This is a genomic window from Paenibacillus sp. QJM3NY_38, from assembly GCF_056173265.1.
In genome coordinates this window covers 6495659-6514753 of the sequence record NZ_CM149665.1, presented here as the reverse complement: position 1 = coordinate 6514753, position 19095 = coordinate 6495659, and the positions used below count along the sequence as shown (strand labels likewise).

Below are 19095 nucleotides of genomic sequence, written 5' to 3'. Positions count from 1 at the left end.
GTCCCTTTCTTCTTGCCATAAAAACTGAGAAGGTAGTGAGTATGAACATCAGAGCAGATAGAACAAATCAATGCAGCAGCCTACAACCCGAGGTGGATCTACAACCGAGAGATCCGGGATATGATAATCTAAAGCAGTCCATTCAAAACTTTGGTTACGGTGAGCCAATTGTTTGGAATGAGAGAACCGGCAATATGGTCGGCGGGCATCAGCGGTTTAAGATCATGGTACATGAGCAAGGGCATACGGAGTTGGCCGTTAGCGTCGTCGACCTGGACGATCAGCAGGAACGGCTCCTGAATGGTAGGATAGTCCTCCGGCGCATCGCTATCCGCGGCTCTGCGCGTAGCAGTAAGGCTGGGGAAGGGAAGCGGGTCAGCTCCGCATATGGGAGAACGGTATTTTAGTATGGATATTTTCTAAATGAGAAGGACCTCCGAGTTAGCAGGGGGTCCTTTCTTGTTTGCTTGGGCAGCAAACAAGAGTTAGGTATTAAATCCCCCCTATTGGACGCTACCCCCTAACTCATTGGTATTGCTGCAAGCTATTTAAGCTCGTCTTTACTAACCCTCTCTGTATTATGGGACCAATAAATAAGACTTATTGATGACTATCTCCCATGCCATGGAGGGGCGAGTCTTTAGATGCTCTACATCTTGTTGAGGCAATTTCCCTTCAAAACTCACTTATATCAAAAGTGTCATATATTTACTGATAATACTGTATATCTCAAAAATACATATTTACAATTAGAAATTATGTTGGCGATCATTATTACAGTAAAATATATAATGCTCCCATAGGCCGAGACACGGGAGAGTGATAAACAAGTTATAATGAGACTATAGAAAAACGGAACCGATATACCTCAGAAGTTGTACTGGATGTCACACCGGGACTTCCTGGCGAAGCTGTTGGACGGCATGCAGTGGAGGATCTGGAGCGGGTCGTTCGCACCCTGGAGCGGATGCGCGCCAATATCCGTTTGGCGGAGGAGGAACTGGACAAGAGTGGAATAAGACCAGAATCAGCCTGAAGATCCGAATCAGGGGATCTAAATAACTTAATATTCACAACAATTTCTCCATGATTTTAACATCCACATATTTTCCATCCAAGATCCCTTGCTTTTCAAAAACCCCAACGTCACGGTAACCAAGCTTATGATATAAGCCTTGACCACCATGATTAAAGGGAAAGGTGAACAACACGATTTTATAAAAGTCTTTCTCTTTAGCAATCTCCTCTAGACGCTCCAGAAGAATGCTTCCAACCCCCTTGCCCCTAAAAGCTCGATCAATGTATATGGATAGGTCGGCAACACCGTCATAAGCACATCGTTGCGAGTAAGGGTTGAGAGAAGCCCAGCCGATTACTTCATTATCATACTCAGCTACAATGACAGCGTAGCGATCCTGATGTTGCTGGAACCAGTTATTCATATATGCAATATCTTTTTGATCAACTTCTAGTGTCGCAATGCGATCCTCAATTCCTTGATTATAAATGTGCAATATACGTTCCACGTCGCCAGTATCTGCTGCTCTAATCAAAGTGGTTTTCATTGTTAGTTCCTCCTATATAGGAAATATAAGCTTAGCAGCAGGTGACACAGCAGGTATTTATGCGTGGTTGTCTTGAAAACGAGAAGGCTATACGTGTTTGTTTTCTATTGAGTTCTTTATTGGTTATCTCTCGGCTTTTTTGAATGGGAAGGTCACTTTTTTTAAAATGCTCTGCAACGTAAGAATGGAGCAACATCGTAATTCATCTCCTACAAATCAAATTCATTATTCAGATAATGGACCGCAGCATTTATTGGATTTAGCCATTGCTTCGTTGAAAATCTTAACGGAGTGTAGCACGGTTTCTTTTTCGAACTCGGTCATATATGAGAACACTTCGTTAAGATAGTCATTCATTTGTTGATCAATGGTAGTCGCAATAAACTTTCCCTCCGTCGTAAGTGCCAGTGTATAAACTCTTCGATCCTGTGGATCTTGAGTTTTTTTCACTAAATTCATTTTGATTAAGGATTGGACCTGTCTGCTAAACGTTGTAATATCAGTTCCCAAAGTTTCAGCGATTTGTTGCATCGAAGGGTTGTGCTGCCGGTCAATCTCATACAAGATGTGGCTTTGCACTAACGAGACATCATTTCCTCCGACGCTGCAGCAGGTTTTATTTAGAAGACCAAATCTTCGGGTCATGATCTGAAACAACTCACGAGCATTTTCCATTTCGAATCACCTCTTGTCATAGTTATACAACATATATTTGCAACATGCAAATATAACACGGGATCCATATCATATGAGTTGGGCGAACGATTATTAATCAAAATATTTTGATTTAGTCCTTGAACATACAATTATTTCATGATATGCTTCATTCATCAAATTTTATTGATGAATGGTGGGGCGTCCAATGATGAATCACTACATGATGGAAAAATTGATTGAATATCAACAAAATGAAATTGAGTTGAAGGCACGACAAATGTGGAAATGGTTGAATTCACAACACTTGAGACAGACGATGAACATCTCGGCACCTATCACTGTTCAACCAACCGCTGCTTGTTGCCCTTGCTGCTAAATGGAGGTAAAGAGTTTATGATCAAAGAACTGAACGTTATCCAGCCATCCAGCGTGAATGTTGATTTTGCCCAATACGAAACTAAATTCAAAGCATTGGCAGATCAGAAAAGACTGAAGATCATGCATGAGCTCAGTCAAAAAGGTAGCGTTTGTGTCTGTGACCTGATGGAAATCATGGAAATGCCTCAGTCCAAGCTATCGTATCACCTAAGAATCCTACTCGATGCCCAGATGATCACTCTCGAGACGAGAGGGACTTGGAGCTATTATGAGTTAAATCATGCTGTAGTTAATCGGTTGCTTTCACCTGAGTTATGTTGCATTTTTCGTTCGATAGACGACAAACAGAATGGATGCTGCTCATAAAGTCCAAAGGTCTTATTTCATTATTGTACTGCTTTTCAAGCTTATACTTGCAATATGCAAATAAAGAGATTAGAATTCATTTATAGCACGAACTGAATTCTATGTGTGTCTTTTCCAGACTGCTGCAAGTACATTGGTTCATTTTTAGTTAATAAATCAAAAAAAATTGATGTATATCAAATCGGAGGGCTTACGAATGAAAAACATTGAATTTAAGGTAGCCTCATCTTCTTGTTGTACACCCCAAGTAACGTTAAACACTACAGAGACTGTGAAGGAGGAGCATGCGCCCTATAGCAATAACCTGCCGGTCGCGATTATCGGTGCCGGCCCGATTGGTTTGGCAGCAGCGGCTCACTTGGTGGAGAGAGGACAAAAATTCATCCTTTTTGAAGCCGGATCTAGCATTGGTCAGAACATTCTACAATGGGGACATGTACGTCTCTTTTCACCGTGGCAGTATAACATCGATAAAGCCGCTGAGCGTCTTTTGCGTAAACAAGGTTGGCAGTCTCCAGTATTAACGGAATTACCATTCGGCCAAGAGATCGTTCATCAATATTTGAGACCTTTGGCGAAGCTGCCTGAACTGGAGCCCTATATCAAGTTAAATTCCAGAGTCATCTCCATATCGAAAAAGAACACAGATAAAATGAAATCGGCTAATCGTGAAGCTGCGCCATTCGTACTTTATGTTGAAACAAACGACTCCACGGAACGCTTTGAAGCTAGGGCAGTCATTGATGCTTCCGGGACATGGGGACAGTCGAATCCGCTGCATGCAGATGGGATATGGACACGTGAAGAGCGTGATCTGAAAGATCACATTTATTATGGGATTCCAGATTTATCAGCTGACCAAGAGCTGAAGTACAGAGGAAAACGCATTGCAGTCGTAGGAGGCGGGCACTCTGCGATCAACACACTGCTGGATCTAGCCAAGCTTAAAGAAACGGATCCGAATACGGAGATTATTTGGGTGATGAGAAAGAAATCGGTGGAAGAAGCTTACGGCGGAGAAGAGAATGACCAGTTAGAGGCTCGAGGAGCACTTGGAAGCCACATTCATCAGCTGATTGATGCCGGCCAAGTCCAGGTGGTTACTCCATTTATGATCGAGAAGATTTCCAAACACGATGGAAGGATTCACATCCAAGGGACTGCAAATGGTGAAAGTAAGGAGATACAAGAAATCGATGAGATTATCGTTAATACAGGAAGCCGGCCGGACTTCTCATTCTTGAGTGAGATTAGACTTAGCATTGATCCTGCAACGGAGAGTGTTGAAGCACTTGCGCTCCTTATCGATCCCAATGTACACAGTTGCGGAACCGTAAGACCTCATGGTGAAAAGGAGCTGCGCCATGTAGACAAGAACTTTTATCTCGTTGGAATGAAGAGTTATGGCCGAGCGCCAACCTTTCTTATGGCAACGGGCTACGAACAGGTCAGATCCATTGCAGCATACCTGGATGGCGATCTGGAAGCTGCATCCAAGGTTGAATTAGAGCTGCCAGAGACCGGCGTATGTGGTATTAGCAGTGCGCCGAATGCCAACGATTGTTGCATGCCAGTTTCATCTGCTAAAACGAGCTGCAATTAAAAATTAGAGAAGGGGAGAATCGGAAGACAAGATCCTCCCTGGTCAACCAATCGAAGGAGTGAAGAGTGATGTACAAATCAATCATTATAGGAACGGGTCCAGCAGGTTTAACGGCAGCCATTTATTTAGCTAGAGCTAATTTGAATCCGCTTGTTATTGAAGGACCACAACCGGGAGGCCAATTGACATTAACTACAGAAGTTGAGAATTTCCCTGGATTTGTTGATGGAATCATGGGTCCCGAGCTCATGGATAATATGAGAAAACAAGCGATTCGATTCGGTGCTGAGTTTATGAATGGTTGGGTGCATGAAGTGGATTTCTCTTCACGTCCGTTTCGAGTGTCCGTCGAGGGGCTGGGTCAATTGCAAGCTGAAACGATCATTCTCTCCACGGGTGCATCTGCGAATTTACTTGGCGGTATACCAGGGGAGAAGGAGAATATTGGCCGCGGCGTAAGCACATGCGCGACATGTGATGGTTTCTTTTTCCGAAATAAAGAAGTGCTTGTCGTGGGTGGAGGAGATTCTGCCATGGAAGAAGCAAACTTCCTTACGAAGTTCGCTTCCAAGGTAACGATTGTTCATCGTCGTGATGAACTGCGTGCTTCGAAGATTATGCAGGAACGTGCAAGACAAAATCCTAAAATAAGCTGGGCTCTTAGCAAAGAATCCACTGAAATTATTGCCGATGATCGCGGAGTTACCGGACTGCGCGTCAAGGATATAAAAACAGGAAATGAAGAAATCATCGAGACCAACGGAATTTTTATTGCGACGGGTCATACGCCCAATACGGCATTTTTGAAGGGACAGATTGATACCGATCCAGTTGGATATATTCGTGTGAAACCTGGAACAACTGAAACGAACATTCCTGGGGTTTTTGCTTGCGGTGACGTACAGGATCCGAAGTACCGTCAGGCGATTACAGCAGCAGGTACAGGATGTATGGCTGCTCTAGACAGCGAACGATTTTTAGAAGCAGAATCCGCATTTATAAAATCAGTCACAGATCTGGCTAATGTATAAGTGTATGCTTATGTGTGAATTGAATTTCACTAAAAAAAGATAACAAATTTAATTCGAACTGAAAACGATACGGCACAACTTGACTCAGTCACAAGCGTTTTCTGCCCCGACCCTTGTGGTCGGTTTTTACATTAACATGAGAGCAAGAAGGAGCAACTAGATCATGCAGGGCACGAATGATTTGACCCAAGGTCCTATTATGTCTACTTTAATGAAATTGACGATTCCCATCATTGCAACCAATTTTATATCTACAACCTACGGTCTTGTGGATATGATTTGGGTTGGAGGGCTAGGAAGCGGTCCGGTTGCTGCAATTGGCACAGCAAGCTTCTTCATTAATTTAGCGATTGCGTTATCGACCATGATAACGATTGGTACGGGCATCAAGGTTTCACATTGTATGGGGGCCGGTCAGGGAGAACAAGCTAAGTCTTATGTAAAAAACGGATTTATCATGTCTATTGTTGGTATTATCCCCTCATGGTAGACAGTGAAAAAAGAGATCATGTTACAATGAACTCAACATTGTCGACCGGAGGGGATTTTTGTTATGCCAGCGAAAAAGGGACAAACTTTTAATCGTTATAGCGATGAAATCAAGAAAGAGGCCGTTCGTTTACGGGTGGAAGAGGGCTGGACCTACACCCGCATCATGGAGAAGTTCGGGATCAAGAGTGAAAGCCAGATCATTACTTGGGTACGTAAGAGCCAAAACGGAGAGAGCGACAGGAAAGGAATATCGCTTTCTGGTCATGGGGGATCAGGTTGTAGGGGTCCTGCATCGTGTCCCAGCAAATGTCGTCGGTGACGGTGTCCACACGATCGAACAGCTTGTTCATGAGAAGAATAAAGACCCACTTCGAGGTAAAGGGTATAAGACTCCCCTTGAGAAAATTCAGTTAGGGGAAGCAGAAGAGATGTTTTTGAAAAATCATTCTATGAGTTGGAACGATATACCCCAACAAGGGGAGGTTATCTATCTAAGAGAAAATTCGAACATTAGTACGGGTGGAGACAGTATCGATTTTACGGATGAAATACCAAACAGCTATAAGGAACTTGCCGTTCAATCAGCTAAAGCTGCAGGAGCGACCATATGTGGTGTAGATATGATGATTGATTCTTTAGAGGAAGAAGCAACCGATACCAATTACAGCATCATAGAAATCAACTTCAATCCAGCGATCCATATACACTGCTACCCTTATATCGGAAAGAACAGAAAGGCAAATGAAAAGATTCTGGATTTATTGTTTGGTTAGTTCGATTACGGCGATGTAAGTTGATTCCATTGGGGAACATGTCGTAGAAAACCAGGATGCTTAGACAAATGAATGAACGAATTGTGATAGACATAAGGTGATGATGAAAGAAGGGCAGGGAGACCTGCCCCCCAAGAGGGGGCGGGAATTCGGATATATAATTTGCTGTTATTAGCGATAATATGAAAAGATTTTATTAACGCATTCGTGGAAAACCTACTTGCGGTAAGAGCTGAAGTATCGTTCAAACCATCACAATTGCAGGAAGGGTGCTCACTTGTGTTGTTCAATGAGAAATTATTGGAAGCAGATTCTAGACACTTGAAATCAAGCACTCTTTCGTTTAAGATATAAGCATTAAATTATATGGTTATGATGTTATCTTACAAGAATGGGGTGAATCTTATTGGAGCAAATGAGCGAAATTGCCGAGAAGCTAAAACTGCTTGGAGATAAAACAAGGCTTACTATGTTAACGCTTCTTAAGCAAAAAGAATGGTGTGTTTGCGAATTTGTAGATATTTTTGACATGTCTCAGCCAGCGATTAGCCAGCACTTAAGAAAGCTTAAGTCTCAGGGGATTGTAAATGAAGCCCGTCGTGGCCAATGGGTTTATTATTCCTTGAATGTTGATGACAAGCCATATATCCAAGCCGTGCTAAATGAGATGCCAAGTGCTCAAGAATTACTATCATCCATGAATAAGGAAGTTAACTGTGCATGTGATTAATAAGAATATTTAGCATATGGTTGAGTGATGCTAGATATTATCTCTGTTTTTTATATAAGGATATAGTTATATATTGATCATTACAGTATTTAAGTCATCGCATAATTGGAGGTTTGAACATTGGTTTCTGTTGTCCTGGCTAGCATCATTTTTCTTGTTACCTTAGTTTTTGTCATTTGGCAGCCTAAAAATCTATCCATTGGATGGTCTGCATGTGGTGGTGCTGTACTGGCGCTGCTTGTGGGAGTCGTTGACTTTCAGGATGTATGGGATGTCACCCAGATCGTATGGAATGCAACGCTCGCCTTTGTCGCGATCATTATCATTTCATTGATCTTGGATAAAATCGGTTTGTTCGAGTGGGCCGCCTTACATATGGCGAATGCTGCTCGAGGAAACGGTATTCGGATGTTTGTCTATGTATCCGTTCTTGGAGCTGTTGTCGCTGCTTTTTTCGCAAACGATGGTGCGGCTCTAATCTTAACTCCGATTGTGCTTGCCATGGTACGAGCGCTGAATTTTGACGAGAAGAAGGTATTTCCTTTTATCATCGCAAGTGGTTTTATTGCGGACACAACTTCGCTACCACTCGTAGTCAGCAACCTGGTGAATATCGTATCGGCCGATTTCTTCGGAATTACGTTTATCGAATACGCCAGTCGTATGTTGGTTCCCAATCTGTTCTCATTAGTAGCTAGTATCCTTGTGCTTTATTTGTTTTTCCGCAAGAGCATCCCGCGAAAGTTCGATGGGACGCAGCTTAAACAACCCTCAACGGCAATTCAAGATCCTAAGATGTTCCGTTTATCATGGATCGTATTGAGCGTGCTGCTGATCGGTTACTTTGTGTGTGAATTTGTGGGTATCCCCGTGTCGATCGTAGCTGGTGTTATCGCGATATTCTTCCTGTTGATGGCGAAAAAAAGTCCGGCTGTGCAAACCAAAGAAGTACTCAAAGGGGCTCCGTGGGCGATCGTATTTTTCTCGATCGGTATGTATGTTGTGGTCTATGGCTTACGTAACGCCGGTCTTACAGATCTTCTGGCAAGTGTCATACAGAGCGTAGCGGATCAAGGACTTTTTGCTGCAACCATGGGGATGGGCTTCATTGCTGCGATTATTTCTTTATTTCTTCCATCATGAACAATATGCCGACCGTCATGATAGATGCACTCGCAATCGATGCGACAAACACGTCGGCTGCCATTAAAGAGGCCTTAATTTATGCGAATGTGATTGGTTCCGATTTAGGTCCCAAAATTACACCGATTGGTTCACTGGCCACCTTGCTTTGGCTGCATGTCCTTTCGACCAAAGGCGTGAAGATCAGCTGGGAGACCTACTTTAAGACAGGGGTCATACTGACCATCCCAACATTATTTATAACCCTCTTAGGTTTATATATCTGGCTTACCATACTTTAATTCAAGGGAGAGAAACGATGATGGAAAAAAAGACACTTTACTTCTTGTGCACAGGCAACTCTTGCCGCAGCCAAATGGCTGAAGGATGGGCTAAAAAACATCTGGGAGATGATTGGAATGTCTACAGCGCCGGCATCGAAGCTCATGGCTTAAACCCGAATGCGGTCAATGCAATGAATGAGGTGGGGATCGATATTTCGAACCAAACTTCGGATATCATTGATCCGGTGTTGTTGAATCAATCCGACCTGGTGGTCACCCTGTGCGGTGATGCTGCCGATCGTTGTCCGATGACACCTCCTCATGTTCGCCGTGAGCACTGGGGATTTGACGATCCTGCCAAGGCTCAGGGTACCGACGAAGAAAAATGGGCTGTTTTTCAGCGCGTTCGCGATCAAATCGGCGAGCGTATTCAAAAGTTCGCTGAAACCGGCGAGTAATCAAATAGAATGCAGGAGCCGGGAACTTTTCTCGGCTTCCTTTATTACAGGAGGGAAACGACATGATATCCATTGAAATTTATGATCCGGCCATGTGCTGTTCTACAGGAGTATGCGGGCCAAGCGTGGACCCTGAATTGATTCGCGTATCAACCGTTGTCCACAATCTAAAAAGCAAGAACATCGATGTTGCTCGTTATAACCTGGCAAGTGAGCCAGATGCATTTGTTACGAACCGTGTTATCAATCAGCTGCTTACTGAACAAGGCCCGGAAGTTCTGCCGGTAGTTTTGTTAAACGGTCAGGTCACGAAAATCCAAGGCTACCCCTCCATGGAGGAATGGTGTGCGTGGACTGGATTGGCAGAGACGGATTTGGCGAAAAAACCGAAAATGCGTATTGAGCTCAAAACGAAGCAATGATTGAAGGAAGTAGGTGCACTATGATGACTAGATCATTTCATCCAAATGATATTCCACTAACGCCTTATCTCTTTTTTACTGGCAAAGGCGGGGTAGGGAAGACCTCTACCGCGAGCGCGACAGCCATATCACTCGCAGATGCGGGTAAGCGGATTTTGCTTGTCAGCACAGACCCTGCGTCGAATCTACAAGACGTATTCGGTATGACGTTATCCAATCATCCTGTTCAGATCCAGGGAGTACCTAACCTATATGCCGCCAACTTAGATCCGGAGACGGCAGCAAGTGAATATAAAGCTCAGGTCGTTGATCCCTACCGTGGCAAACTTCCGGATACCGTGATTGCTACGATGGAGGAACAACTTTCAGGCGCTTGTACTGTTGAAATTGCAGCGTTTAATGAGTTTTCAACCCTATTGACCGATCAAGAGCTGAAAGCCGGCTTTGACCATATTCTTTTTGATACCGCCCCAACAGGGCATACGCTCCGGTTGTTGCAACTTCCTACCGCTTGGAGTGGATTTCTAGATGAAAGTACACACGGTGCTTCATGCTTAGGCCCATTAGCAGGGCTGGAGTCGAAGAAGGAACTCTATAGCAACGCACTGGCAACTCTGAATGATGAACAACAAACAACACTCGTGTTGGTGACACGTCCAGATCGTTCACCGCTGTTGGAAGCTGCCCGTGCTTCATCCGAATTAAGAGAGACGGGAATGAGTAATCAGATTCTTGTTATGAACGGTACTTTTATTCTTCATTCAAACCCAGATCCTATTTCAGAAGCGTTCTATAAACGTCAACTGATCGCGTTGGATGCGATGCCGGAGAACTTAAAGACCATTCCCCATTATGAAATACCTTTAGTTCCATATAACCTAACCGGACTATCCCATTTGCGTCAACTTTTTTCACCCATAGAACAATCATTAAGCCATGAAAACGTGGAAGAGATTTCAGCACCACCATTAAGCTCACTCATCCGTGACATATCTTCATCCGGAGTACGTGTTGTATTTACGATGGGAAAAGGCGGTGTGGGAAAGACAACCGTCGCATCGGCCATTGCGGTTGGCTTAGCTGAACAGGGACATCGAGTACATCTGAACACAACCGATCCTGCCGCACATCTTAACCACATTTTAGATGAGGAAGGAAACAACCATTTATCGGTGAGTCGAGTCGACCCAAGAGTCGAACTGGAAAAGTACCGTAATGAAGTACTGAGCCAAAATGCCGACTCCTTAGATGAAGATGGTCTTGCTTATTTGGAAGAAGACTTACGCTCTCCTTGTACAGAGGAGATTGCTGTCTTCAGAGCTTTTGCAGAGTTGGTTGAGCGTTCACAGGATGAGATTGTAGTGATTGATACGGCTCCAACGGGACATACGCTGCTGTTATTGGACGCAACGCAAGAGTACCATAAGGAAATTGAACGTTCTTCTGGGGCCATTCCTGATTCGGTGAAGCATCTTCTGCCGCGCCTGCGAAACCCTGAGGAGACCAGCGTGGTTATTGTTACTTTGGCAGAGGCCACGCCATTCTACGAGGCTTCGCGATTGAACGAGGACTTGAAGAGAGCTAATATCCCTACAAAATGGTGGGCGATCAATCAGAGCTTCGCTGCAACGCAGACCACGGATCCGGTGTTACAAGGTCGTGCGGGTTCGGAGGCACAATGGATCTCACAAATTAAAGAAGCATCGGCAAATCACAGCGTGATTATTCCGTGGGAACCGGAGGAAATTAAGGGATATGATCGGCTCAAAAAACTGACGGAGAAATAATGACGGGTAAGATTTTACTTATATGAGTGAGGAGTGATCATCATGATCATTACGGATGGGGCTAGAGCTTATATCGAAGAGATGATGAAAGAAGCTGGGACAACGACGTTAAGATTTTTTAATGCAGGAGCTGGGTGCTGCGGTCCAAGTTATCAGCTGACGCTGGATAAAGCTCAGGAAAATGACATTGTCGAGCGTATAAATCATATAGAAGTGGCTCTCGATCCAACGATTGCCGACATCGTACGGAATGTTACATTGGATATTGACCAGGATGAAGAAGGTCCTGCATTAATCGTCAGTGGCGGCAGCAGCAGCTGCTGCTAGTTCGAAAATAGGAGGCAACGAAGAACATGGAGAAGAAATACCATGCACTACATGAAGATAAGATCTATATGGGTGGAGCCGCTGATGTTGAAGAAATGGTGAAACAGGAAGGTGTCCAAGTTGTGGTAGACCTTCGAGAAGAAGCCACGGAGTGCGCATCAACAGATGCCAACGTGAAATGGATTAAGATCCCCTTGGGTGATAATGCAGCGGAGAGCGAGGAGGTTTTATTTAAAAAGGCGATCGATGAAGTAGTTAGTGCCTATCACAGTGGGCAAAAAGTTGCTTTTCATTGTGGGGGAGGTAAAGGAAGAACAGGAACCGTTGCCATTGGAACTTTGTTAGCCTTGGGAGAGGCCCAAACCATTGCCGAAGCTGAGGGAAAGGCCAAGAGCATTCGTAACATTATTCAAATAAAGCCGACCCAAAGGGAATCCCTCGAAAAGATATTTGAAGCATAGTTTCGAGAATGAGGACTTTAGATATTACACGCAGATCAGAAATAAGCGGGCTGGGATGAAGAAATAAATAAAATACTATCGGTTTTGAAGGTTTCTTACTATCTTCTAAAGGGATGGGACTGGGAAGTCTCTCCCTATAGAAGATAATTTTTATGAAGTTGTTATCAGGGAGGGCTGTTAACTTATAAAGAAATATAACATGCGAAAACAGTTTTTCTACTTAGCGTGGATTACTTCCTGCTAAGACTCCCTATATAAATGTTCACGTTTCCTAGGCAGCAAGAACCTTGGGGGTTGTTTACCTCGCAACCACAACGACCTGCCTGAACATGTGCTTTAATTTGTTTAGTAGGTTGTTGGTCGGCGCCTGTCGCTTGAAGAAGTCGCTCTCTCGTCCATTCGAAGCAGTAACAAACGGGCACATTCATACTCGGGTTCTTTTGGTATACAGGTACCTTCAGGTCGCTTTCAACGAATATTTGCGAATGGTTGGTGCTGAAATAGACTGTAGAACAAGTAGAGCTCGAGCAAAAAAGGTAAGAGTTCTTAGGCTCAATGTTTTCAAGAGCAGAAGCCTTTAACAATGATTTAAGCGTAATGAGCTGTATGCTCTTACCCTTTTTACTACAGGAAGGACAGTCAGTTCTAGCGACTCCTGTATTGTTGTTGAATGACTCACAACAATCCATTTTAACAACACTCCTTTTGTGAATTGAATGAGCACAAGGATGAGAATACAGCTATTTTGTAAGCTTCTTTTCACTATTTTCTCGTAAAAGAACCTTTGGAACAAGACGAATATACATCAATTCCCCAATAAGTTCTACTATCGTTTGTGTTACGATTACTGCTGCCACTAACCCGTTAAGGGGCTCAGGTAGAGCTAAAGCAAAAGGAAGAACTACTAGCGAGTTACGAGTCCCCGCGCTAAAAATAAGTGCCCGTCCTGCTCCGGTATCCAAACGGAATATATGAGAAACGATACGCGCAATATTTGGAGTAATGACCATATATGCTACATAGACTGGAATCACTTTGCTAATAAATTCAAATGAAGTGTATAGTTTACTGATTTGCGATGCAACAACAACAAAAAGAGTCAGTGCCATAAAAGGCACAGGGAGCCATGCTGTAGCATCAAGAAAACGTTCTCCCGTTTGCTGTTTTCTTGCCCACCATTGTGTAAGTAGTGCAAGTACTAAAGGAACAACAATAAGACCTAGGAATGCTTCGAGAAACGGTCCAACACTCACAATTTCTGCTGCCTGTGTGCCCATAAAAAGCCATAAATAAATAGGTAATAAAAGCATTTGGGTAACAAAAAGTAAGGGTGTCGAAACTAATATGAGTTTCTCGTTCCCACGACCGAGATGTGTAAAAACAATGACATAGTCAATACACGGAGTAAGCAATACTAGAAATACACCCAATAGCAGGGAGGGGTCAGCGGGAAGAAAACGTGTTAATCCCCATACTAGAATAGGTACAACTATGTAATTCATCATAAGTAGTGCGTAAATGAACCGTCGATTTGATAGTGCTTCTTTTAAGCGGAAAAAAGGGATTTGCGTAAACATTCCATACATTAATATGGCAAGTACAATTGAAATCACACGATCAAAACTTGCGCTTGTTTCAGGCCATAATAAACCTATTCCAGTAGCAAGAATTAATACCAGAGCATAAAGCCATACTTGATTCTTTTCTAACTGTTCTCTTGAGACCATTTTAATCCTCATTTCACTTGTGCTTGATTATCGCAAAATAATAACGTTAAACTTCACAACTGTTTTTGATGTCTATACTAAAGCCGAAATTATCATGTCTACTATGGCTAGTCAAGAATTAAAAGCTCAACAAAGACGATCGGAAATAAGGTTAACAGGTGCTATTCGTTTCTTTGCTCAACGTAGTAAGTGCTTTTATATTTTCATCAATTTCATTTCGTAAGAATGCTTTTACTTCCTCGTTCCCAGTTAATTGAAGCCTGATCGGTTCTCTTCATTGTTTGCAATCACCGTAAAAGTTAAAAATGGACAGCATCTTCTCTCCATGCCAATCCATTCATTTAAAAGCCGTAGGGTTTCTGAATCACCAGGGAAAAGATATTGGTATCCTTTTTCAATCTCCGTAATACTGAGCCTTCTTAGTTCTAATTTGCCCCAAATACTTTTGTATTCAAATCGTTCATCCTTTGTAAAGACTGTGTGACAACATGAAATAGGTATTTCTTTAGTCATACTTTTAGCTCCTTTCAAAATAGCACAAGAATTACAAATGCATCCTGACCTTTATACGAACTGATTTAGTTGCCCTTATGGCGGCGGTGATGAAATAACTGCACCGATATTTCAAAAAGGAGAGCCAACACACAGCTACTCATAAGGTTCAAAAATGTGCAATGCTCTAGGCTGCTCCACCCTCGAGCTAAGTTTCCGCGAGTACAATATTGATCTCGTGTTAGCCTAAGATTAGTAATTCATTATCCAGAATGAGTTATAATTAAATCATAAAACTTAAAGTTAACTTTAAGTCAAGGGGTGGATTTAATGACAAAGCTTAGCATTGGTCAGTTGGCGGCAAAGGCTGGTGTGAATACGTCGACTTTACGCTATTATGAATCGGTCGGTTTGCTACCTGCTCCAGAACGGAGAAGCGGTCAGCGCCGCTATGATGAAAGGCTATTTGACCGCATTAATTTTATTAAGGTCGCCCAGCATACAGGATTTAAAATACAGGAAATTGTCGTTTTATTAGAAGGTTTTGAAGTGGATGATTCTCTTTCAGATCGATGGGAGCATATGGCGAAGTTGAAACGCTCTCAACTTGAGGAAAAGAAGAAACAAATTAATGCCATGATAAAGATTCTAGATAACGGATTAAACTGCAAATGCCTTTCTTGGTCGGAATGTTTAATGAAAATTCAAAATAACGGATCCTGTTAAAATAAAGATAATAAACGACATCAAGTTACATGTACAAAAATTACTTTGAAGAGAGCCTATGAATCAGGCTTTTTTTTGTTTGTACATTAATTTCACAGAATTAAGGTTTTTCTTTTGACAAAATATGATCGCAGGATTATTATAATAATCAAACAATCATTTGAGTGAGGTGGTGCATCTATGGAAACAAGAGATACATGCGATATTTTTTGTTATGACGAGCATAAGGTCAATCGAGTGAAGGCAAAGCTAAACACACATGATTTTCAAGATATGGCTCAAGTATTCAAGGTCTTAGCAGATCCAACGAGGCTGAAGGTGGCTTATGCACTTTGTGATGAGGATGAGTTATGTGTATGTGATGTTGCAAATATTATTGGTTCTACTATGGCAACGGCATCTCATCACTTACGGCTGCTGCGGAACATGGGTATTACGAAATATCGTAAAGAAGGAAAACTTGTTTTTTATTCAATGGAGGATGCCCAATTGAAACAAATCATCCGTATCGCGATTGAGCATCAGAAGGAGGTTGTTGGAGTTGAGTAATATGGCTGAATCAACAGATGAAAAAAATGTATACCGTGTAGAAGGCTTCACATGTGCGAATTGTGCAGGGAAGTTTGAGAATAATGTGAAACAGCTTCCGGGAGTACAAGATGCCAAGGTGAATTTCGGTGCATCCAAAATTTCCGTGTATGGTAACACAACGATCGAAGAACTTGAAAAGGCCGGTGCTTTTGAGAATCTTAAGGTTGCTCCAGAAAAGGCTCAAAGGGAAGCGACAGCAGACTCTAACAAAGAAGAAAAGGAACCATTTTATAAAAAGCATAGCACGTTATTGAATGCGGCTTTACTGATTGTTTTCGGATACCTTTCCTTAATGGTAAACGGTGAGGAAAACCTGATTACATCCTTGCTCTTTGCTGCCTCTATCGTGATCGGCGGATTTTCGCTTTTTAAAGTTGGTTTTAAAAACTTGATGCGTTTTGAGTTTGATATGAAAACCCTGATGACAGTTGCTATTATTGGTGCCGCAGTTATTGGGGAATGGGCGGAAGGAGCAATTGTAGTCATTCTCTTTGCGATAAGTGAAGCTCTTGAACGATTCTCGATGGATCGCGCAAGACAGTCCATTCGTTCCCTAATGGATATTGCACCAAAAGAAGCCCTGGTGAGACGTAATGGGCAGGAGATGAATATACATGTGGATGACATCGCTCTAGGCGATATCATGATCGTTAAGCCTGGACAAAAGATAGCCATGGATGGTGTTGTGGTTAGTGGCTATTCTGCAGTAAACCAGGCAGCAATTACGGGTGAGTCAGTCCCTGTAGAGAAAAAAGTAGATGATGACGTATTTGCCGGTACATTAAATGAAGAAGGTTTGCTTGAAGTTAAAGTAACCAAACTTGTGGATGACACGACGATTGCAAAAATTATCCACTTAGTTGAGGAAGCACAGGGTGAACGTGCTCCATCGCAAGCCTTTGTTGACAAATTTGCGAAGTACTATACACCAATCATTATGATTGTGGCAGCATTAGTCGCTGTGATCCCACCATTATTCTTCGGTGGAGATTGGACTACATGGATTTACCAAGGCTTATCCGTACTTGTTGTCGGTTGCCCTTGTGCCCTGGTTATTTCCACGCCGATTTCTATTGTGTCGGCCATTGGGAATGCTGCGAAGAAGGGCGTTCTCATCAAAGGCGGCGTATATCTGGAGGAAATGGGTGCTTTAAAAGCAATTGCCTTTGATAAAACCGGTACGCTCACCAAAGGTGTTCCTGTTCTTACGGATTTTAATGTATTGAATAAAGCTGCTAATGAAAAAGATTTGCTCTCTATCATTACTGCCTTGGAGTATCGTTCTCAACATCCACTCGCCTCTGCGATCATGAGAAAAGCAGAAGAATCCAATATTTCTTATTCGGACATTATGGTTGAGGATTTCTCATCCATAACAGGCAAGGGCATTAAGGGTAGCGTTAACGGAACGACATATTATATTGGAAATCCAAAACTCTTTAAGGAACTGCAAACCGTTCATTTTACTCCTGACCAAGAGCAATTGGTTTCGTCCCTCCAAAATCAAGGGAAAACGGCCATGATTGTTGGTACAGAACAGAATATTCTTGCTGTGATTGCTGTGGCAGATGAAGTTCGCGATTCCAGTAAGGGTGTTATTCAAAAATTACATCAACTTGGTATTAAAAAAACCATTATGCTTACGGGTGACAACAAAGGTACGGCCACGGCTATCGCTGGGACTGTCGGCGTGTCGGATGTACAGGCCGAATTGTTACCTCAAGATAAACTAGACTTCATTAAACAGTTGAGATCGGAATACGGAAATGTTGCCATGGTTGGAGACGGTATTAATGACGCTCCCGCACTAGCTGCTTCAACAGTCGGGATTGCCATGGGCGGAGCTGGGACTGATACGGCACTCGAAACTGCAGACGTGGCTTTGATGGGGGATGACCTAAGAAAACTGCCTTTCACAATTAAACTAAGCCGAAATGCGCTCTCGATAATCAAACAAAATATTACGTTTGCATTAGCCATCAAGCTCATCGCTTTGCTGCTTGTTATACCCGGTTGGTTAACGTTATGGATTGCCATTCTTTCAGACATGGGGGCTACTCTCCTCGTTGCATTGAATGGATTACGACTCATGCGTGTGAAAGAATAACACACAGTTACGACTTCAACGTGTAATTCAGGAAGGTCGCTTTTTCTAATGGGGCCAAGGAGATTCTTGGCTCTACATTATTTGGATGCGAGATTTTTCTCCATGCGAAGTAATATTACAGCTTCTTTTCATTTAAAAAGGCACACATTGGTATGTGTGTCTTTTCGTTTGTGACAAGATAATCCGATCAGGAAATAATCCATTTTTGTGCAGGAAACTATCAAACGAACATTTGACTAATAGAAAATAATGGTGTATTATAATCACACATTCAAACAATTGTTTGATTATTGATTTCTCAATGAATTGGGGTAGATCAATGAAGAGGAGAAACGACAAAACCAAATCGGATTATATTCCGGCTCTACGTTTTCACTGGCTCACGTCTTTTTACGATTCGGTATTACGTTGGACGATGAGAGAGTCTACATTTAAAAACCAATTAATCAAACAAGTTCAAAGTTATCCAGGACAACGAATACTTGATCTTGGGTGTGGTACCGGTACATTAACGGTGCAATTAAAACAAAGCTATCCTGAATCAGAGGTCACCGGTCTTGATATTGATCCCGATGTTCTTCGAATTGCAGAGGCAAAGGCCGCGCAGAGGTATGTAAATATTAAGTTTGATCAAGGGAACTCGTACGAATTACCATACCCTGATCACTCATTTGATTGTGTGGTCACCAGTCTAATGTTTCATCATTTAACCACAACAAACAAGCTCCAAACATTAAAGGAGATATTCAGAGTACTTAAACCAGAAGGAGAGCTTCATATCGCCGATTGGGGGAGAGCGAAAAATGGCATTATGCGTGTTGCATATTATTCCATTCAGATCCTCGATGGATTTTCAACCACCACGGATAATGTAAAGGGACTTTTACCTGGATTTATCCTAAAGGCTGGATTCCATACGATAAAGCAAACAACACAATATACAACCTTATATGGGAGTCTTTCGCTATATAAAGCAAAGAAGTGTAGTTAAGCCCC

At 42.6% G+C, this 19095-nt stretch carries 21 protein-coding genes and 2 pseudogenes; 18 read left to right on the top strand and 5 right to left on the bottom strand.

What is annotated here, in order from left to right; translation table 11 throughout:
* Nucleotides 1-41: 41 nt before the first annotated feature.
* The gene (locus AC0VZ8_RS30280) at nt 42-407 is read left to right on the top strand and encodes a ParB N-terminal domain-containing protein (RefSeq protein WP_332295968.1); all 366 of its coding nucleotides are present in this window, start codon (nt 42-44) and stop codon (nt 405-407) included.
* Between the two features lie 663 nt (nt 408-1070).
* On the opposite strand, the gene AC0VZ8_RS30275 is transcribed toward AC0VZ8_RS30280, so the two are convergent.
* Nucleotides 1071-1565: an arsinothricin resistance N-acetyltransferase ArsN1 family A gene (locus AC0VZ8_RS30275; RefSeq protein WP_332295967.1), complete on the bottom strand. Its 495-nt coding sequence runs from the start codon at nt 1563-1565 to the stop codon at nt 1071-1073.
* Between the two features lie 225 nt (nt 1566-1790).
* Nucleotides 1791-2240 carry a MarR family winged helix-turn-helix transcriptional regulator gene (locus AC0VZ8_RS30270; protein WP_028406899.1) on the bottom strand — a complete coding sequence of 150 codons (450 nt, stop codon included), beginning with the start codon at nt 2238-2240 and terminating at the stop codon, nt 1791-1793.
* 411 nt (nt 2241-2651) lie between these two features.
* On the opposite strand from AC0VZ8_RS30270, the gene AC0VZ8_RS30265 reads away from it, so the two are divergent.
* The 13 genes and pseudogenes from AC0VZ8_RS30265 to AC0VZ8_RS30205 all read left to right on the top strand — a co-directional run bounded on the left by AC0VZ8_RS30265 (nt 2652) and on the right by AC0VZ8_RS30205 (nt 12456).
* Entirely contained in the window at nt 2652-2966 is a 315-nt protein-coding gene (locus tag AC0VZ8_RS30265) for an ArsR/SmtB family transcription factor (protein WP_332295979.1), read from the top strand.
* 196 nt (nt 2967-3162) lie between these two features.
* Nucleotides 3163-4569, top strand: a complete 1407-nt coding sequence (locus tag AC0VZ8_RS30260) for an NAD(P)-binding domain-containing protein (RefSeq protein ID WP_332295966.1) — start codon at nt 3163-3165, stop codon at nt 4567-4569.
* Nucleotides 4570-4637: 68 nt separating this feature from the next.
* Nucleotides 4638-5600 (top strand): thioredoxin-disulfide reductase, encoded by a 963-nt coding sequence (gene trxB / locus AC0VZ8_RS30255; protein WP_332295965.1) that lies wholly within the window; start codon nt 4638-4640, stop codon nt 5598-5600.
* Between the two features lie 163 nt (nt 5601-5763).
* A complete protein-coding gene (locus AC0VZ8_RS30250) occupies nt 5764-6090 on the top strand; it encodes an MATE family efflux transporter (RefSeq protein WP_332295964.1) in 327 nt (108 codons plus the stop codon).
* Nucleotides 6091-6153: 63 nt separating this feature from the next.
* Nucleotides 6154-6342, top strand: a pseudogene (locus AC0VZ8_RS30245) (transposase); the annotation flags it as partial.
* A 13-nt stretch (nt 6343-6355) separates the two neighbouring features.
* Nucleotides 6356-6865, top strand: a complete 510-nt coding sequence (locus AC0VZ8_RS30240; protein ID WP_411552374.1) for a hypothetical protein — start codon at nt 6356-6358, stop codon at nt 6863-6865.
* Nucleotides 6866-7271: 406 nt separating this feature from the next.
* Nucleotides 7272-7595, top strand: a complete 324-nt coding sequence (locus AC0VZ8_RS30235; RefSeq protein ID WP_332295962.1) for an ArsR/SmtB family transcription factor — start codon at nt 7272-7274, stop codon at nt 7593-7595.
* 120 nt (nt 7596-7715) lie between these two features.
* Nucleotides 7716-9019 (top strand): annotated as a pseudogene (locus AC0VZ8_RS30230) (arsenic transporter).
* A 20-nt stretch (nt 9020-9039) separates the two neighbouring features.
* Complete coding sequence (gene arsC, locus AC0VZ8_RS30225) at nt 9040-9459, top strand: arsenate reductase (thioredoxin) (RefSeq protein ID WP_332295978.1); 420 nt, start codon at nt 9040-9042, stop codon at nt 9457-9459.
* A 62-nt stretch (nt 9460-9521) separates the two neighbouring features.
* A complete protein-coding gene (arsD, locus tag AC0VZ8_RS30220; protein ID WP_332295960.1) occupies nt 9522-9881 on the top strand; it encodes an arsenite efflux transporter metallochaperone ArsD in 360 nt (119 codons plus the stop codon).
* 23 nt (nt 9882-9904) lie between these two features.
* Nucleotides 9905-11668 carry an arsenical pump-driving ATPase gene (gene arsA / locus AC0VZ8_RS30215; protein ID WP_332295977.1) on the top strand — a complete coding sequence of 588 codons (1764 nt, stop codon included), beginning with the start codon at nt 9905-9907 and terminating at the stop codon, nt 11666-11668.
* A gap of 42 nt (nt 11669-11710) precedes the next feature.
* Entirely contained in the window at nt 11711-11995 is a 285-nt protein-coding gene (locus tag AC0VZ8_RS30210) for an adhesin (protein WP_332295959.1), read from the top strand.
* A gap of 26 nt (nt 11996-12021) precedes the next feature.
* On the top strand, nt 12022-12456 hold the full coding sequence (locus tag AC0VZ8_RS30205) for a protein-tyrosine phosphatase family protein (protein ID WP_332295958.1): 435 nt from the start codon (nt 12022-12024) through the stop codon (nt 12454-12456).
* Between the two features lie 230 nt (nt 12457-12686).
* On the opposite strand, the gene AC0VZ8_RS30200 is transcribed toward AC0VZ8_RS30205, so the two are convergent.
* The 3 genes from AC0VZ8_RS30200 to AC0VZ8_RS30190 all read right to left on the bottom strand — a co-directional run bounded on the left by AC0VZ8_RS30200 (nt 12687) and on the right by AC0VZ8_RS30190 (nt 14696).
* The gene (locus tag AC0VZ8_RS30200) at nt 12687-13145 is read right to left on the bottom strand and encodes a putative iron-sulfur cluster-binding metallochaperone (RefSeq protein ID WP_332295957.1); all 459 of its coding nucleotides are present in this window, start codon (nt 13143-13145) and stop codon (nt 12687-12689) included.
* 51 nt (nt 13146-13196) lie between these two features.
* A complete protein-coding gene (locus AC0VZ8_RS30195; protein ID WP_332295956.1) occupies nt 13197-14183 on the bottom strand; it encodes an arsenic resistance protein in 987 nt (328 codons plus the stop codon).
* Nucleotides 14184-14432: 249 nt separating this feature from the next.
* On the bottom strand, nt 14433-14696 hold the full coding sequence (locus AC0VZ8_RS30190) for a hypothetical protein (protein WP_332295955.1): 264 nt from the start codon (nt 14694-14696) through the stop codon (nt 14433-14435).
* A 309-nt stretch (nt 14697-15005) separates the two neighbouring features.
* Between AC0VZ8_RS30190 and AC0VZ8_RS30185 the strand changes: the two genes are divergently transcribed.
* The 4 genes from AC0VZ8_RS30185 to AC0VZ8_RS30170 all read left to right on the top strand — a co-directional run bounded on the left by AC0VZ8_RS30185 (nt 15006) and on the right by AC0VZ8_RS30170 (nt 19090).
* Nucleotides 15006-15401: a MerR family transcriptional regulator gene (locus tag AC0VZ8_RS30185; RefSeq protein WP_332295954.1), complete on the top strand. Its 396-nt coding sequence runs from the start codon at nt 15006-15008 to the stop codon at nt 15399-15401.
* Nucleotides 15402-15581: 180 nt separating this feature from the next.
* A complete protein-coding gene (locus tag AC0VZ8_RS30180; RefSeq protein WP_332295953.1) occupies nt 15582-15950 on the top strand; it encodes an ArsR/SmtB family transcription factor in 369 nt (122 codons plus the stop codon).
* A 1-nt stretch (nt 15951) separates the two neighbouring features.
* Nucleotides 15952-18099 carry a heavy metal translocating P-type ATPase gene (locus AC0VZ8_RS30175; RefSeq protein ID WP_332295976.1) on the top strand — a complete coding sequence of 716 codons (2148 nt, stop codon included), beginning with the start codon at nt 15952-15954 and terminating at the stop codon, nt 18097-18099.
* A 319-nt stretch (nt 18100-18418) separates the two neighbouring features.
* Nucleotides 18419-19090: a class I SAM-dependent methyltransferase gene (locus AC0VZ8_RS30170; protein WP_332295952.1), complete on the top strand. Its 672-nt coding sequence runs from the start codon at nt 18419-18421 to the stop codon at nt 19088-19090.
* The last annotated feature ends 5 nt before the right edge of the window (nt 19091-19095 follow it).

What these genes read in the sequence shown, in the direction of transcription:
- AC0VZ8_RS30280 (WP_332295968.1), top strand. Translation starts at nt 42, where the DNA reads ATGAACATCAGAGCAGATAGAACAAATCAATGCAGCAGCCTACAACCC.
- AC0VZ8_RS30275 (WP_332295967.1), bottom strand. Translation starts at nt 1,565, where the DNA reads ATGAAAACCACTTTGATTAGAGCAGCAGATACTGGCGACGTGGAACGT.
- AC0VZ8_RS30270 (WP_028406899.1), bottom strand. Translation starts at nt 2,240, where the DNA reads ATGGAAAATGCTCGTGAGTTGTTTCAGATCATGACCCGAAGATTTGGT.
- AC0VZ8_RS30260 (WP_332295966.1), top strand. Translation starts at nt 3,163, where the DNA reads ATGAAAAACATTGAATTTAAGGTAGCCTCATCTTCTTGTTGTACACCC.
- trxB (WP_332295965.1), top strand. Translation starts at nt 4,638, where the DNA reads ATGTACAAATCAATCATTATAGGAACGGGTCCAGCAGGTTTAACGGCA.
- AC0VZ8_RS30250 (WP_332295964.1), top strand. Translation starts at nt 5,764, where the DNA reads ATGCAGGGCACGAATGATTTGACCCAAGGTCCTATTATGTCTACTTTA.
- AC0VZ8_RS30240 (WP_411552374.1), top strand. Translation starts at nt 6,356, where the DNA reads ATGGGGGATCAGGTTGTAGGGGTCCTGCATCGTGTCCCAGCAAATGTC.
- arsC (WP_332295978.1), top strand. Translation starts at nt 9,040, where the DNA reads ATGGAAAAAAAGACACTTTACTTCTTGTGCACAGGCAACTCTTGCCGC.
- arsD (WP_332295960.1), top strand. Translation starts at nt 9,522, where the DNA reads ATGATATCCATTGAAATTTATGATCCGGCCATGTGCTGTTCTACAGGA.
- arsA (WP_332295977.1), top strand. Translation starts at nt 9,905, where the DNA reads ATGACTAGATCATTTCATCCAAATGATATTCCACTAACGCCTTATCTC.
- AC0VZ8_RS30210 (WP_332295959.1), top strand. Translation starts at nt 11,711, where the DNA reads ATGATCATTACGGATGGGGCTAGAGCTTATATCGAAGAGATGATGAAA.
- AC0VZ8_RS30205 (WP_332295958.1), top strand. Translation starts at nt 12,022, where the DNA reads ATGGAGAAGAAATACCATGCACTACATGAAGATAAGATCTATATGGGT.
- AC0VZ8_RS30200 (WP_332295957.1), bottom strand. Translation starts at nt 13,145, where the DNA reads ATGGATTGTTGTGAGTCATTCAACAACAATACAGGAGTCGCTAGAACT.
- AC0VZ8_RS30195 (WP_332295956.1), bottom strand. Translation starts at nt 14,183, where the DNA reads ATGGTCTCAAGAGAACAGTTAGAAAAGAATCAAGTATGGCTTTATGCT.
- AC0VZ8_RS30190 (WP_332295955.1), bottom strand. Translation starts at nt 14,696, where the DNA reads ATGACTAAAGAAATACCTATTTCATGTTGTCACACAGTCTTTACAAAG.
- AC0VZ8_RS30185 (WP_332295954.1), top strand. Translation starts at nt 15,006, where the DNA reads ATGACAAAGCTTAGCATTGGTCAGTTGGCGGCAAAGGCTGGTGTGAAT.
- AC0VZ8_RS30180 (WP_332295953.1), top strand. Translation starts at nt 15,582, where the DNA reads ATGGAAACAAGAGATACATGCGATATTTTTTGTTATGACGAGCATAAG.
- AC0VZ8_RS30175 (WP_332295976.1), top strand. Translation starts at nt 15,952, where the DNA reads ATGGCTGAATCAACAGATGAAAAAAATGTATACCGTGTAGAAGGCTTC.
- AC0VZ8_RS30170 (WP_332295952.1), top strand. Translation starts at nt 18,419, where the DNA reads ATGAAGAGGAGAAACGACAAAACCAAATCGGATTATATTCCGGCTCTA.